General features: G+C 34.5%; 16 protein-coding genes. 3 read left to right on the top strand and 13 right to left on the bottom strand.

Annotated elements, in window-relative coordinates; all coding sequences use genetic code 11:
• Positions 1 to 218 precede the first annotated feature (218 nt).
• From BLQ93_RS06465 to BLQ93_RS06435, 7 genes are all read right to left on the bottom strand, one after another.
• Positions 219 to 3,254, bottom strand: coding sequence for an efflux RND transporter permease subunit (locus tag BLQ93_RS06465; protein ID WP_092129045.1), 3,036 nt, complete (start codon positions 3,252 to 3,254; stop codon positions 219 to 221).
• Between the two features lies 1 nt (position 3,255).
• Complete coding sequence (locus BLQ93_RS06460; protein ID WP_092129043.1) at positions 3,256 to 4,338, bottom strand: efflux RND transporter periplasmic adaptor subunit; 1,083 nt, start codon at positions 4,336 to 4,338, stop codon at positions 3,256 to 3,258.
• A 95-nt stretch (positions 4,339 to 4,433) separates the two neighbouring features.
• Positions 4,434 to 5,144, bottom strand: a complete 711-nt coding sequence (locus BLQ93_RS06455) for an ABC transporter ATP-binding protein (RefSeq protein WP_025391292.1) — start codon at positions 5,142 to 5,144, stop codon at positions 4,434 to 4,436.
• A gap of 2 nt (positions 5,145 to 5,146) precedes the next feature.
• Positions 5,147 to 5,920 (bottom strand): ABC transporter ATP-binding protein, encoded by a 774-nt coding sequence (locus BLQ93_RS06450; RefSeq protein ID WP_092129041.1) that lies wholly within the window; start codon positions 5,918 to 5,920, stop codon positions 5,147 to 5,149.
• Positions 5,910 to 6,839, bottom strand: coding sequence for a branched-chain amino acid ABC transporter permease (locus BLQ93_RS06445; RefSeq protein ID WP_092129039.1), 930 nt, complete (start codon positions 6,837 to 6,839; stop codon positions 5,910 to 5,912). The genes BLQ93_RS06450 and BLQ93_RS06445 overlap by 11 nt, the downstream gene beginning before the upstream one ends.
• Entirely contained in the window at positions 6,832 to 7,713 is an 882-nt protein-coding gene (locus tag BLQ93_RS06440; protein ID WP_092129037.1) for a branched-chain amino acid ABC transporter permease, read from the bottom strand. The genes BLQ93_RS06445 and BLQ93_RS06440 overlap by 8 nt, the downstream gene beginning before the upstream one ends.
• A gap of 12 nt (positions 7,714 to 7,725) precedes the next feature.
• Positions 7,726 to 8,961 (bottom strand): ABC transporter substrate-binding protein, encoded by a 1,236-nt coding sequence (locus tag BLQ93_RS06435; RefSeq protein ID WP_092129035.1) that lies wholly within the window; start codon positions 8,959 to 8,961, stop codon positions 7,726 to 7,728.
• A gap of 215 nt (positions 8,962 to 9,176) precedes the next feature.
• Between BLQ93_RS06435 and BLQ93_RS06430 the strand changes: the two genes are divergently transcribed.
• Both BLQ93_RS06430 and BLQ93_RS06425 read left to right on the top strand, forming a co-directional pair.
• Positions 9,177 to 9,395 (top strand): hypothetical protein, encoded by a 219-nt coding sequence (locus tag BLQ93_RS06430; protein WP_092129033.1) that lies wholly within the window; start codon positions 9,177 to 9,179, stop codon positions 9,393 to 9,395.
• Positions 9,392 to 10,105, top strand: a complete 714-nt coding sequence (locus BLQ93_RS06425) for an SLC5/6 family protein (protein ID WP_092129031.1) — start codon at positions 9,392 to 9,394, stop codon at positions 10,103 to 10,105. The genes BLQ93_RS06430 and BLQ93_RS06425 overlap by 4 nt, the downstream gene beginning before the upstream one ends.
• Before the next feature lie 4 nt (positions 10,106 to 10,109).
• Here BLQ93_RS06425 and BLQ93_RS09405 read toward each other — a convergent pair whose 3' ends face one another.
• Positions 10,110 to 10,277 carry a hypothetical protein gene (locus BLQ93_RS09405; RefSeq protein WP_159427507.1) on the bottom strand — a complete coding sequence of 56 codons (168 nt, stop codon included), beginning with the start codon at positions 10,275 to 10,277 and terminating at the stop codon, positions 10,110 to 10,112.
• A 4-nt stretch (positions 10,278 to 10,281) separates the two neighbouring features.
• Between BLQ93_RS09405 and BLQ93_RS06420 the strand changes: the two genes are divergently transcribed.
• Entirely contained in the window at positions 10,282 to 10,512 is a 231-nt protein-coding gene (locus BLQ93_RS06420; protein ID WP_092129029.1) for a hypothetical protein, read from the top strand.
• A gap of 10 nt (positions 10,513 to 10,522) precedes the next feature.
• Here BLQ93_RS06420 and BLQ93_RS06415 read toward each other — a convergent pair whose 3' ends face one another.
• Genes BLQ93_RS06415 through BLQ93_RS06395 form a run of 5 tightly spaced genes read right to left on the bottom strand, consistent with a single transcriptional unit; the run spans position 10,523 to position 15,049 of the window.
• Positions 10,523 to 11,233: an ABC transporter ATP-binding protein gene (locus BLQ93_RS06415; protein ID WP_092129027.1), complete on the bottom strand. Its 711-nt coding sequence runs from the start codon at positions 11,231 to 11,233 to the stop codon at positions 10,523 to 10,525.
• Positions 11,230 to 11,976 carry an ABC transporter ATP-binding protein gene (locus tag BLQ93_RS06410; RefSeq protein WP_025391301.1) on the bottom strand — a complete coding sequence of 249 codons (747 nt, stop codon included), beginning with the start codon at positions 11,974 to 11,976 and terminating at the stop codon, positions 11,230 to 11,232. The genes BLQ93_RS06415 and BLQ93_RS06410 overlap by 4 nt, the downstream gene beginning before the upstream one ends.
• Positions 11,973 to 12,935, bottom strand: coding sequence for a branched-chain amino acid ABC transporter permease (locus BLQ93_RS06405; RefSeq protein WP_025391302.1), 963 nt, complete (start codon positions 12,933 to 12,935; stop codon positions 11,973 to 11,975). Before BLQ93_RS06405 ends, BLQ93_RS06410 begins: the two co-directional genes overlap by 4 nt.
• Entirely contained in the window at positions 12,935 to 13,789 is an 855-nt protein-coding gene (locus BLQ93_RS06400; protein WP_092129025.1) for a branched-chain amino acid ABC transporter permease, read from the bottom strand. The genes BLQ93_RS06405 and BLQ93_RS06400 overlap by 1 nt, the downstream gene beginning before the upstream one ends.
• Positions 13,790 to 13,795: 6 nt before the next feature.
• Positions 13,796 to 15,049, bottom strand: a complete 1,254-nt coding sequence (locus BLQ93_RS06395; RefSeq protein WP_092129023.1) for an amino acid ABC transporter substrate-binding protein — start codon at positions 15,047 to 15,049, stop codon at positions 13,796 to 13,798.
• Between the last annotated feature and the right edge of the window lie 208 nt (positions 15,050 to 15,257).

The raw sequence follows: 15,257 nt of genomic DNA, 5'->3' as shown, positions 1-15,257 counted from the left end.
ATTATATAGAAAGGGACTCTTTGCTACCACTTAACAATGACACATCCCCCTTGTCATTCTGAGGAGCGCGTTAGCGCTAGCGAAGAATCTACCTAGCAACCATTATAAAGTAAATGGGATTCTTCGCTAGCGCTTCAGAATGACGAAAAAGACACTTCAGGATGACTAACTTCGCTTGCACTTTAAGATGACAAAATTTGCGTTTGAGTATACTTTTTTTACGTAGTTTTGTTCATATTTTTACCAATAATCAAATACACTGTAGGTACAATAAATATTGTTAAAAAAGTACCTATGCCCAGGCCACTTGCTATTACAAGACCTATATCAAACCTGCTAACAGCACCTGCACCTGTTGCGGCAAGCAACGGGACAACGCCAAAGACCATTGCAGCGGTAGTCATTAAAATTGGGCGTAGCCTAATTTGAGCAGCTTGCTCTATAGCTTGTCGTTTTTTAACTCCCTGATTTTGCAAGTCATTTGCAAATTTTACAATTAGTATACCATGTTTGCTAACCAGACCGATTAATGTAACCAGACCAACTTCAGTATAAATATTAACAGTAGCAAACCCGAGACTTAAAAATATTAATGCACCGGTTATAGACATAGGAACGCTAATTAGTATTATGAGCGGATCTACAAAACTCTCAAATAATGCTGATAAAACAAGATATATTATTACAAGTGCAAAGATAAAGGTAATGAGCATACTCGAGCCTTCCTGGACAAATTGGCGTGATTGTCCAGAAAAATTGTAAGTATAACCTTGAGGAAAAATTTTTTTTGATAATTTTTCTAAATAATTAAGTGCCTGACCAAGCGTTACGCCTGGCTTCATTGTAGCAGATATAGTTGCGCTATTTTGCTGGTTAAACCTGTTTAGAGCTTCGGGGACAGTGCTTGTTTTGATGGTAATAATGCTTGATAATGGTACCAGCTGGCCGTTTGAAGCACTAATGTAATAATTTTTTAGGCTATTTTGATCCAGTCTGTATTTTTCAGGTACCTGCGGTATGACTTTATAACTGTAACCTTGCATGCTAAACCAGTTTATGTAGTTTTCACTTAAAAGCGTAGAAAGACTATCACCTATTGTTTGCATATTTATTCCCATACTTTGAGCTTTGCTTTTATCTATTTTTATATCTATTTGAGGCTGGTCATATTTAAGATCGCTGTCCATGAAAGCAAAAAGACCGCTTTTCATAGCTTGAGCAATAAGTTCATTTGAGACTTCATACAGTTGTTGGTAATTTGATGTTGTTGTTATTACAAATTGAACTGGCAAACCCTGAGAACCAGGCAAACTTGGCAGAGGAAAAGCAACAATTTGCAAATCAGGTACTGTGTTTAATTTTTGCTGTAGATAAGGCATTATTTCCATTTGTGTTTTTTTGCGCTGGTTCCATGGCTTTAGCATAAATCCAGAGATTAGAGCGTTGTTTGATGAGCCAAAACCCAATGCCATAAAGTACTGCTGAAGCTCGGGGAATGTTTTGTATATTTGCTCAATTTGCTTTGCGCTTTTTGTAAGGTCATTGAGTGTAGCTGTTGGTGCGCCTGTGCCTTGGACAAATATTACACCTTGATCTTCTGTTGGGGCTAGTTCCGATTTGCTTGTAATAAACAAAAAATACGCGCTTGTTAGCACAACAACAATAACAAACACAACAACGGGCTTTGAATCCAACACTACTTTTAAAATTTTTGAGTATAGTTTGCGCACCGCTTCAAATTGTTTATCTAAAAAGTGAGAAAAACCTTTTTTTGTTGTTTCTTCTTTTAAAAATTTTGATGCAAGCATTGGAGATAGTGTCAGTGCTACAATACCAGATATTACAACATCGCCAGCCAATGTAAAGGCAAACTCTTTAAACAAAGCACCAGTTAGACCACTCATAAAGCCAATAGGTAAAAATACGGCAACAAGTGTTATTGACATGGCTAAAATCGGTACTCCAAGCTCTCTAGCTGCTAAAAGAGATGCTTCAAGACGGTTTTTGCCTTCACTTATGTGTCTATCAACATTTTCAACAACAATTATAGCATCATCTACCACAAGACCAATAGCTAAAACCATAGCTAGTAATGTTAGAAGGTTTATAGTATATCCAAGCAAGAACATCATAAACATACCGCCAATTATAGATAGTGGTATTGCAATAACAGGAATTATAACGCTTCTGTATGAGCCCAAAAACAAAAATATTACGGCAATAACAACAATTAATGTTTCTAAAACTGTTTTAACTACTTCATCGATAGATGTTCTAATGTAGGTTGTTCTATCGTATGCAACTTTCATTTTCATTGCGCTTGGTAGCTGGCTTTGTATTGATGGCAGTATTTTATAAATATTGTCTACAACTGTGAGGGGGTTTGCCGTTGGAGTAGTAAATATACCAAGCACTATTGCTTCTTTGCCGTTAAAAATATTTGTTGCTGAGTAATTTACAGAGCCTAACTCTACTTTTGAAATGTCTTTTAAGCGTATTAGCGTACCATTGTAATTGGCTACAACTAAATTTTTAAATTCATCAACTGTGTGCAAATCAGTTGCAGTAGATATATTTATTTGAATGTATGGGCTTTTTGTGTAGCCTGTAGCAGAAATGTAGTTATTTGCCGAAAGTGCCTGATAAACCTGCAGGGGTGTTATGTGAAATTCAGCCATTTTTGTAGGGTTTAGCCAGACGCGCATTGCAAATGTTTTGTTGCCATAAACCATAACTTGCCCAACGCCATTTACTGCTTGAATTTGAGGTACTATAACTCGGTTTATATAGTCAGTCATTTGAGATGAATTCATACCGTTTGAAGTAAATGCAAGATACAAATACGCAACATTTGTAACGCTTGTTTTTGTAATAACGGGCAACTGTGCCTGCTTTGGCAACTGATTTAAAACAGAGTTTACCTGGGCTAATACTTCGGATAATGCAGCGTTTGGATTGTAGTTTAGTTTCATATAAACATTTATTGTGCTAATGCCTTCCTGACTTGAAGAAGTCATATAATCAATTCCTTCTGCTGAGGCAATTGCGCGCTCAAGTGGTGTTGTTATGAACCCTTGCACAACATCAGCGCTTGCACCAGGGTAGGCGGTTTGAACCGTAATTAGTGTATCTTCTGTTTTAGGGAATTGTCTTATACCAAGCTCACTTATTGACCTTAAACCCAAAAATAAGATTACAAGGCTAATAACAACCGATAAAACAGGTTTTTTAATGAAAATATCAGTAAATTTCATTTTAATAGTCCTTATCTATAGACTCAATAATTACGCTTGAACCATTTCTCAGTTTTAGCTGGCCTTGAGTTACAACCATCTGGCCACTTTTTAGGCCTTTTAGAATAACCACTTTGTTGTTTTGAGTCTGACCTGTTTTGACATACACCGTATTTGCAATATACTCATTGCCTTTTTTTGTTACAACATATACAAAATCACCATATGGATTATAGGTAATTGCTAAAGCTGGCACAACAACCACATTTGGTATTTTAGGCAATATAATGTTTACCTTAACAAACATTCCAGGTTTTAGCAGGTTGTCTTTATTGTTAACAATAGCTCTTATTGTTGCATTTCTTGAAATATTATTTATGTTTATACTGATTGTTTTTATTTTACCTATTATGGTTTTATTTGGATCTGAATCGGTATGAATCTCAATTTTTTGACCTACACCGATCTTTCCCAAATCATTTTGAGGCAGTGTGAAATCCACATAAATTGGATCAATCGTATATAAAGAAACAATTGGTTGACCGGGGTTTACATATTGACCTACACTTACATATCTCATACCTAAAATGCCTGAAAATGGCGCTTTTATGGTCATTTTGTCAATTATAGATTGAGTTTGAGCTATTAAAGCCTGAGTTTGCTTTAATGCCGATAGTGACTGTATGTAAGAAGCTTTTGAAGAAGCGTTTTTTTCATATAATTGCTTATACTGAGTGTAGTTAAATTCATCAAGAATTAGTTGGGCTTTGTATTGTTCTAACTGGGCTTTTTGTGTGGAGTCATCCAATTTAGCAAGTATCTGGCCTTTTTTTACAGATTCTCCCGAATCAAAGTAAATCTTTTCAATCTGACCGCTCACCTGTGTTGTTGCGTTAACAGAATCAATCGATACAACATTGCCAATGGATTCCAGGTAGGGCTGATAGTTTTCTAACTTTGAGTATGCAACACTTACATATACTTTTGGGGTACCATGCATCATTTGAGCTTGTTTTAGTTTTGAGGCCATATAAGCTTTAAAACCAAAAATACTGCCAAAGATTACCAAAAGCACTATAAAAGCAATTAAAAAACGCTTCCACATAGTTTCTCCTTTTGAGTTTTAAAATTAATCAACCGTATAATTAATGCATTTTATAAGAAAAAAGTCAAGAATTTCGTTGAATTTGAAATAAAAATTTAATTTTCTATGCCAAAATATGCTTTTTTTACTATATTATTTGATTTTAAATCTGATAGATTGCCTGAAACTACCACTTTACCATTATCTATAACATAACCTCTTTGCGCAAAGTCTAAAAAAGCTATGTTTTGTTCTGCAATTAGTATAGAAAATTGTTCTTTGTTTTGTAAATCGTCTAAAATATTTATTATTAATTTTACAAATTTAGGCGAAAGGCCATTTGAAGGCTCATCTAAAACTACAAGTTTTGGATTTGACATCAAAAGCTTTGCTATGCCCAGCATTTTTCTTTGACCGCCACTTAAACTACCTGCTAAAGCCTTTTTATGGCTCAATAGATCTTGAAAGTATTCATACATTTGCTGTTTTCTTTGATGCGTAAGTTTACTGTCTAAAAAAAATGCACCTAACTCCAGGTTTTCGTCTACAGTAAGATTTGGAAATATTCCAATTTCAGACATATATGCTATACCTAATTTTACTCTCTTGTCGGTTCTTAAGTGTGTTATGTCTTTGCCTTCAAAATAAATTTTACCATTGAATATTTTTAAAAGGCCCATAATTGCTTTTAAAAGCGTGGTTTTTCCAGCACCATTAACACCAAGTAAAATAACTCTTTCTTTTTGCTCAACATTTAAATCAATACCCCACAAAACTTTCAAAATCTTATATCCAGATTCTAAAGATTGGACTTCCAGTAGGCTCAATGCTAACCTCCCAAAAATACTTCTACAACCCTTTTATCATTTGCCGCTTGCTCTAGTGTACCTTCAAAAATAGGCGACCCAGAATCCATTACAACTACCCTTGAAGTAATTTTGTGAATGAAATGCATCAAGTGTTCAACTACAATGATAGAAATAGATTTTTTAACAAGTGACTGTAAAATTTCGGCAATTTTATCTGTTTCTTCCTGATTAAGTCCTGCTGCAATCTCATCTACAAGGAGTAATTTAGGTTTTGTTGCAAGAGCTCTTGCAAGCCCTAATAATTTTTGCTCTGATGTATTTAGTTGTGTTGCTTGCTTGTCCTGCAATTTATCTAAACCTACTATTGAAAGGGCAGTTTGGACATCATCTTCGATATTGCAATAGCCTTTTTCCATAAATTTAAAGTTTTTTAAGTGTTTAAAAAAAGATTTTAGACATTGTTTGCCAGAATACAATGCAGCTACTTCAACATTTTCACGCACGGTCAAACCATGAAAAGGTTTTGGTATCTGAAATGTTCTATTTATTCCTAAATGAGCAAGTTTATATGTTGCTATACCATCTATGCGTTTGCCAAAAAAGTAAATTTTACCAGCATCAGGTTTGTATATGCCAGATATGACATTTATAAGCGTAGTTTTTCCAGAACCATTTGGACCTACAAGACCCAGGATCTCGTTTTCATAAACGCTTAAATTAACTTTATTTAATGCTTTTAGGCCACCAAATCGTTTTTCTACATTTTCAACTTTAAGTATTTCTTTAGGGGACATAGTCTTTTACCTTCTTAAACAAAGAAATAACGCCATTTGGCAAAAACATTATTAACACAACAATCAAAAGACCATAAATCAACTGAAAATATTGAGGTGTTGATATACCTATAAAATTATACATTCCGTATAAAATAACGGTGCCAATTAATGGTCCAAGCAATGTTGCAGCTCCACCAAAAAGCACAAATACAATAGCAAATATGCTTATATTTAAACTAAAAACCGTTTCCGGGTAAAAAACAGATGTATACCAAGCAAAAACTCCACCACACAATCCTGCAACAAATGCACTCAAAAGCCATGCAATGGTGCGTGCAAGAACTACATTTACGCCAGCTACGCTTGCAGTTATACTATCTTCTCTTATTGCCATAAGCGATAAACCAAACCTTGATTGTCTAAAAAATAAAACAAGCATAAATGCAAAAAACATAACTATTAGCATAGCATTGTAACTTGCTGTTGCATCATATACGCTAGATAGCATTATGCCGTAGGGGCCCTGTGTTATATTTTCCAGATGAGGATTTGATATTATATAATAAATAGCTTGGGAAGCAGCCAGATTTGCTATAGCAAAATATGCACCAGAAAGCCTCAAAAGAGGCGTTAGGATTATGCCTACTATGCTTGCAGCTACACCGCCCAGTAAAATGGCTGGCACAACGCCTACATGCAAAAGTAATATTAAAAGAGATGCACTGTATGCACCTATGCCAAAAAAGCCCACATATCCAAAAGGCAAATATCCTGTAAAGCCATAGATAAGATTTAAGCCTTCGGCTAAAGCGATATAGAGCATTATATTAAAAAGTAAAAAATTATTGTTGTAAATTTTGGGTAGCAGAGCAAACAAAGCTGTCATGACTAAAATTAATATTATTCCAATAATCAGTCTTATGTTTTTTTTACGCATTTCTCACCTTTTTACCTAAAAGCCCACTGGGTTTTACTAGAAGAATTAAGATTAAAATAACATAAGGAACAAGATTGGTCCACGATGCTAAATATGTTTGCATAAACATCATAGCAAGTCCATATATAATACCCCCAAGGATTGTACCTATTGGGTTACCCAAAGATCCAATTACAACGATTGCAAAAGATGTTGTGGTAAGCGAGGCACCAATAGATGGGTCTATGCTTCCAATCATAAAAGGGGCAAGTACTCCAGCTATAGCTGCTAAGCTTAAACCTATACCCATTGCAAAAGCAGATATTTTAGAAACATCTATGCCTACACTTGAAGCTTCTTCTGGGCTTGACATTATTGCCCTTGTAGCATATCCAGTTCTTGTAAAGTATAAATAATAATAAACAAAACCTATCATAATCAGACTAATAGCAGCGCTAACAACCCAGGAGAATGGGATCGACTGTGAGAGTATACTTATGCTACCTTTACCTAATGTAGAAAACGGTATAGATTTTTGATTATTTCCAAAAGCAAATATAGCAAGTGCTTCTATAATCTGCGCAATCCCAAAAAAAAGTATAAAAGATAGCATTTCGGGATCTCTTGATTTTGAAAGCCTTGGTACAAATGCATAATAAACACCAAAACCAATTATCATAAAAATCAATACTTCTATTGGTATAGCTAAAAGTGGATTCATATTTAATTTACTATAAGCAAGCCAGGCGCCAAAAGCGCCCAGCATAATAAAATCTCCATGCGCTAGATTAACCATTCGCATGACGCCAAAGATTAAATTTAATCCTATACCTACAAGAGCAAAAAATATTCCATATAAAATTCCGCTAATTAAAGCGTAGAAAAACAATTCCATAGCGTTTTGCCTTTAAGGTGCTGGGTAAATTGGTTTTCCAGTAGCAATATTTTGTGGATATACAACATGTAATACTAAACCTGTTTTTGTTGGTTGGAATTGTCCCACAGGCAAAAATTCTCCAATTTGAGCACCTTCATTGTTGATTTTAAACAAGCCATTGAGTGTGAATAATTTTCCTGAAAAAGTATTTATTGCGTTTCTTAATGCCAATTGATTAAATTCTTTGCTTGTTGCAAGTGTTTTTTGTATTATCAAACCAGCATTATAGCCTGCTACAGTTAGAAAATCTACAGGTCTTTTTGTTGTTTGTGTGTAAATCTTTTCAAACTCGCTCATTGGCATACCATAATTTACTTTGTTGTAAACCAGCAAAGGCGGTGTTGGGTATGTATAAGTATACTCAAGTGCTTTTGTTCCAACATTTTTTTCTATCAAAGCAAGTTGTTGACCGGGGAAGATGGTAAATACCATATTGAATTTAGCTCCAGTTGCCTGTAAATTTTGCAAGAATGCTATATCATTTGTTGGATATCCAAATTCTATAAGTGCCTGAGGGTGTGTTGCTTCAATTGTTCTTATAAGTACAGTATAATTTGAAGTATCGGTTGGTACAGCATGATAATAAACAGGTTTGATCTTGGCGGCTTCTAATTTAGATTTGAGTGTTTCTGCTTGTGATTGATTAAAGTCGTTTGCTGAATAAATTACAGCGACTTTGTTTATCTTGTGAGAAATTAGAAAGTCAGCTAATACAGTTGGCCATACACCGCTTGTTGGCAGACTTGTAAGAACTAGGTATGGGTTATTAGGTGAAAAGAATTTTGCAGAAGTACCTGTTGGATCAAAAAGTAACATTTTGTGTTCTTGAGCAATAGGCACAGCAACAGATGTTAACACAGAACCAAAGTCTGCAACTAAAATATTTACCCTGTCCCTTGTAATTAACTGGTTGTATAGTGTAGCTGCAAGTGTTGTAGAGCTTTGATCGTCATATGCTACTAATTTTACCGGTATCTTCTTTTTAAAAGCAGCTACATATACACCGCCTTGTTTGTTAACCTGGTTTACCCAAAATTCTAGACCATGATACTGCGATGTAGAAGAGGTTGCAAATGGCCCCGAGCTTGCATAAAGCGTGCCAATAAGTATTTGTTTTGGTGCCGCAGCTTTAGCATAAAAAGGCATCAAAACAATACCCATCATTAATGCAAGCATAAAAAATATACTTTTTTTGAACCAGCCCATGGTTCACCTCCCAAGTCTAAACTTTAAATTAATTTATAAATTAATTTAAAAAATTTGTCAATAAGTTCTAATTAAAAATTATTGCGAGAATATAAAAATTATTTATTAATTATTGATTACAAAAATGTAATTTTTGTAAATAAATTATAAGTTGATAATATATTGACTTTTATTAAAAAATGTAATAATTATTTTAAAAATATTAAGGAGGATTTATGAAAACTTACAAGCGTTACCATCCACTTGTATGGATACTTACTATTATACCTATTTTAATTTTATCCTTTGGGATACCTTATTACAACCGAAACGATATTGTTTTTGGTCTCAATTTTATGTCATTTTTTCTCATAGTTATGGACATTATTACAATTATATTGACTTTTGTTGCCTATAAGATTGAGCAAAAAACCAGTCAAAGGAGAGGTAAATGAATATTTTAGAATTATCTATTATGCTTGTGTTTATTGTTATTGTGGGTATTGTTGGAATTTTAGCTGAGCTACCATATATCGGCTTGCAGATTTTTGGGATGAATTTTATGCTAAGTGTTACACATGTACCTTCAAACATTACCATAATAATCTCTTTGCTTTTAGTTATGGGTTTTACGGTTTTTAATGGACTTAGAGCTCCAGCATTAACTGCATTTATAAAAGACTTTTTTGTATGGGCTATGGTGTTGTTTTTAATTATTTACATTCCCATACATTATTTTGGCTCAATTGGACATATGTTTAGCTGGTTTAATGAGCATTATCCAAAAAAATCTGTACTTGCTCCTGGTCAGATTAGTGTATTTGGCACGCTTGCATTTGGATCTGCTGCAGCATTATTTTTATATCCGCATGCAATAACTGGCGTTTATTTGTCAAAAAGTGCAAATACTGTAAGAAAAAACGCTATTGTGCTTCCAATATACAATATAATGCTGCTATTTATAACATTGTTAGGTTTTGCGGCATTGTTTGTAGTTCCTGGTTTAAAAAATCCCAATATGGCATTTCCAATGCTTATTTCAAAAACATTTGGACCTATTACTACAGCATTAATTAATAGGGGCAATTATAATACTTGGCAGTATGATACCTGCTTCCATTATGTCAATTGCAAGTGCCAATCTTTTTACAAGAAATATCTATAAAAACTTAATTAATCCAAACATAAGTGATTCTACTGAAAGAATAAATAAGTAAAGTTTCTGTTGCAATAATAATACTACTTGCCCTGTATTTAAGCCTTGCAATGAGTCCTTCATTTATTATTACTTTGCAGCTAATAGCTGGATCGTGGGTAGTGTAGTTATTTCCACTCATTTTTTTGCCGCTTTTTACAAACAGGGTTTCAAAAATTCCAGCTGGTATTTCAACAATAGCGGGTATAGTGCTTACTACTTACATTTTATATTTGGGTCATTTTAAGTTGGCTGTTTATAAGGGAATATGGGTAGGTTTATACGGCATTGCTATTGAAATTGTTGTTTTGTTAGTTTTGACTTTTTTGTTTAAGCCTATGGCAAACATAAGCCTTGATGATTACCTGGATGATTAAAGCTATAAACCTATAAACCTAAAAAGGCTTCTTTTACTTGGGGATTTTCCAGCAAATCCCCACCGCTTCCAGATAGCACTACTTTGCCTTCTGAAAGCACATAGGCGTTGTCTGCTATTGACAAAGACAAGTGAACATTCTGCTCAACAAGAAGCATAGCAATGCCTTTTTCTTTCAGATTTTTGATAATACTAAACACTTCAATTGTCAGTTTTGGTGATAAGCCAAGACTTGGCTCGTCAAATATTAGTATTTTTGGGTCTGCCATTAAGCCCCTTGCAATGGCAACCATCTGCTGTTCGCCGCCAGATAGACTTTGGGCCTTTTGATTAATCCTTTCAGATAGCTTTGGAAACAAACTAAATACGAAATCTAGGTTTTGCTTGTATTTGTCTTTGGCCCGCTTCAGATAAGCACCCATTTGCAAATTTTCAAGAACACTCATTTCGCCAAAAAGCAATCTGCCTTCTGGAACCATTATAACGCCCATTTGAGCTCTGATATGGGCTGGTAGTTTTGTTATGTCTTTGCCGTCAAATATGATAGAGCCACTCATTGTAGGTATAATACCTGTAATTGCTCTAAGCAGTGTGGTTTTGCCTGCTCCGTTTGAGCCAATAATTGCGCACAGTCCACTGCAAGTTTTAATACTGACATCCCATAGTATTTGTATTTCACCATATCCTGCATTTAAATTCTTAACTTCCAATACACAACTCATTTAGCACCTACCAGTTGCATTGCAAGTTTTGGGTCTCCCAAGTAAGCTTCAATAACTCTTTGGTTATTTGAGATTTCTTGAGGGCTTCCTTGTGCGATTTTTTCTCCGGAATCAAGCACCATTATATAATCGCTAGCTTTCATTATGGCATGCATGAGATGCTCAATCATAATAATTGTTATGCCATTTTGTTTTATTTTTAATATTACATTTAGCATGCTGTCAACTTCTTTTGGGTTTAAGCCAGCTAAAACTTCATCCAAAAGGAGAATTTCTGGCTCATTTGCAAGAGCTCTTGCCAGCTCAAGTCTTTTTTTAAACGCTACATTAAGCTGGCCTGCCTGTGTAAACATTTTAGTAGACAAACCCACAAAATTAATAACATCCAAAGCTACTTTTTGAGCTTGTTTTAAATTGTAATTTTTTTTCCCAAAGCAAGCTCCTACCATGACATTTTCTATGACTGTAAGTTCAGATAGAGGTTTTACAATCTGGTGTGTTCTTGCTATGCCAAGACGAGCTCGCTTATATGTAGGAAAGTTTGTTATATCTTTATCTTTAAAAAATAATTTTCCCTCTTGAGGTTTGTAAACACCACTTATTATGTTAAAAAGTGTAGTTTTACCAGCACCATTGGGACCGATAATGCCAAATATCGTTTTTTCTTCAATTTCAAAAGACACATTATTTACAGCTACAAGACCGCCGAAGGATAATTTTAAATTTGTTCCTTTTAAAATCATTCAAGTACCTTCCGCAAATTTTTAAAATATTTAGTTAAAAAGCCCACTATACCGCTTGGAGCAAACTGTACAATAATAAGTAATATTAAACCAGAGACTGCAAGATGTAGGTCTTTAACATAAGGCATAACAAGCAGTATGCTTTTAATTTTTTCATAAAATAGCGCACCAAGTGCACTTCCAGCAACGCTGCCGTAGCCACCAAGCATTACCATTACAATCATTTCAATTGATTTTACAAGGTTAAACGCCCCAGATGGCTCAATATTTCCTGCTTTGAAGGCAAAGATGCCGCCAGCTATAGCAGGGAAAAACGCCGAAGTTGCGTATGCTAAGGATTTGTAAAGCTTTGTTTTTATACCAAGAACTGCGCTTGCATCTTGATCTTCTCGTATAGAAAACAAGCCGAGTCCAAATTTGGATTTTTTTATATAGTATGCAGCGATTACACTTAAAATTGTCAGAGTACCCATAAGGTAATAAGATAGCCAGATAGCTTTTAAAGCCCCACCATAGTTATCATATATGCTAAAATCAAAATACAATCCCATTGCGCCGCCTAAAATCGATATGTTATTAATGAGACTTTTTACTGCTTCATTAACACCAATTGTAGCAATGGCAAAAATTGCGCCCCTTAGGCTTAAAACCGCCTGGCCCAAAACAAACGCTATTGCAGCAGAAACAAGTCCACCTAAAACAATTGAAACTATAAGGCTTACTTTATATGCATACATCAAGTAAAATGCAAAATATGCGCCAATACCATAGTATACAATGTGTCCAAAGCTTACATATCCAGTAAATCCCAGAATAATATTTAAACTAATAGAGAGCGTAATACTTAACAAAATCAAAAATACTGTTTCTCTAAGCATTACATTATTGGTTACAATTGGGTAAATTACAAGCGCTATAAGTGCAGGTAAAAGCCAAAAGAGAGTATAGCCTTTTTGCATTAGCGCCTCCCCAATATACCATTTGGTTTAATAAGCAAAATTATAACAAGGATACTAAATTCTATAAAAGGCATGTAATCTACAGGCATTTTAAGCGATAAGAGATTTTCTAGCAGTCCCAAGATTAAACCTCCCAAAATTGCACCAGCAGGACTTCCAAGACCACCAAGTACGCAAATAACAAAACTTTTGAGTTCATAAACACCGCCAGATAGTATGGTAAACGGAAACAATGATGCAATAAGGGCACCAGATACACTAGCAAAAGCAACGCCAATGCCAAAAGAAATAGACAATACCAATGTTGTATTTATACCGTATAGTTTGGCTGCAGTTGGGTTTTGCGATACTGCTCTTATGGCTTTACCTAACGATGTTTTAAATAAGAATAAATATAATGTTACAGCAAGAAATAATGAAATTAAACCTACAATTATGCGCGAATACGATATGCTGGAATAGCCAAGAGTAATTGAACCTAGATGAGTGTCAATTGCCCTTGGGTTTGTTGTAAAAAAAAATGTTCCAAGTCCAATTAATATAAGACTCAAAGAATAAGTAGAAAGCAATGTTGTAAGCTCAGGGGCATTTAGCACCCTGTATAAGCTTACAAAAAAAGCTACGATACCTACAATTAATCCTGCTACAAAAATGGGTATCAAAGACGTATAAACTGAAACCCCAAGTAGCTTTACTGACATATATGCTGCAAACATGCCAAAAGCTATAAAAGCTCCATGAGATAAATTTATTACTTTCATTACACCCCATATAAGGTTTAAGCCTAATGCAGCAATAGCATAGGCTAAACCTATAAGAATACCACTAATTACAGCATTTACATAAGCTAACATAACAACTTACTTTTTAAACTTAATGTTGTATGGAAATACAAGCTTTGTATTAGCAGCAGCAAGTGGCCACACAACTTCTTTTGATATTTGACCATTTTGTTTTACCCATTGTAAATAGACCATCTCATGGCCAATCTGCAGACCATGGTATTTGCCTTGAGCAAATTTTATCTGTCCGTAAAATGTCATAATGTTCATTCTATCAAGTGCTTGCTTTATTTTGTTGGAGTCCAGCGTGCCTGTTTCTTCAATGGCTTTTTGTAACACTAAAGCTGAGGCAAAACCGCCTGCTGCGTGGTATCCTGGTTCTTGTTTGTAAGTATTTCTATAAGCATCTGCAAACCACTTTACGCTTGGACCATAATAAGCCAATTTTAATTTTTTGGCATTTTCTGGTGAGTATGTAGCTTCTGGTTCCCACTGAGAAGGAGCTGTTACATACAAAGCAGCTTCACCAATTTCTTTGAACTTTGGAACTGCTGGTGCGACTATTAGCGATATTAACTTAAGAGGCATTTTTTGCTCGTAAACCTGTTTTGCAAGTGTTTCACCGTCAGCAAAATGACCACCACCAATTAATGCATCTGGTTTAAGCGAAGCCATTTTGTTTAGAAATGCACTAAAATCTGTTGTATTTGGAGTATAGGCTTCAAACATAACTACATTAAAGCCATGTTTTTGAGCATAATCTTTTGCTGCATCACATACAGCTTTTGCAAATTCACTTTGTTCATAAATTATAGCGACTTTTTTAGCTTTAGGATCGTATTTTTTAAGCATATCCAAAGCTCCAGTTAAATACCTGGAAGCCGGTGTATACATTTGATAAACCACTGAAAAGCCTTTTGCAAAAATATCATCTGCAGCAGCACCTGTGCTTATCATGATTTTACCGTATTGTTGAGCAATAATTGCTGCCGTTGCCGTGAGATCTGAACTATATGGGCTTATCAAGAAATCAACATGATCATTATTAATTAATCTCACATACAATTGCTGAACGCGTTCTTTATTACTTTCATCGTCATAATACTTAAGAGCAACAGGTAGCTTTTTGCCCATGGATTTTACATAAATACCACCATTTTTGTTTACATCGTTAACCCATAGCTGAATACCTTGTAATTGAGCCTTTGATTCTGCATTAAGTTTGCCCGTTAGAGAAGTTGTAAAACCAATTAAAATTTGGTCTTTTGCAAAAGACTGTGTAGAAAAAATACCAAAAAGAGCAACAATTAAAAATACAAGCAGTCGTTTCATAGCGCTACCTCCTTAATTTTTAACTCAATTCTATATTTTAACTACTAATTACATTTTGTCAATATAATTAAATTATTTTTTAATGATAATTTAAAAAAAATTTTTTCAATATTTTCATAAATCGCAAAGCATCTTGATTTTTCGTAATTTTAGTTTATACTCAAAAATAGCTTAAAAGCTTTGAAAGTTATGTTGAAAAGATTACTAA

The organism is Desulfurella multipotens, assembly GCF_900101285.1.
Classification (GTDB): domain Bacteria; phylum Campylobacterota_A; class Desulfurellia; order Desulfurellales; family Desulfurellaceae; genus Desulfurella; species Desulfurella acetivorans.
The sequence above is the reverse complement of the archived record's forward strand: the minus strand, read 5'-3'. Positions and strand labels throughout refer to the sequence as shown.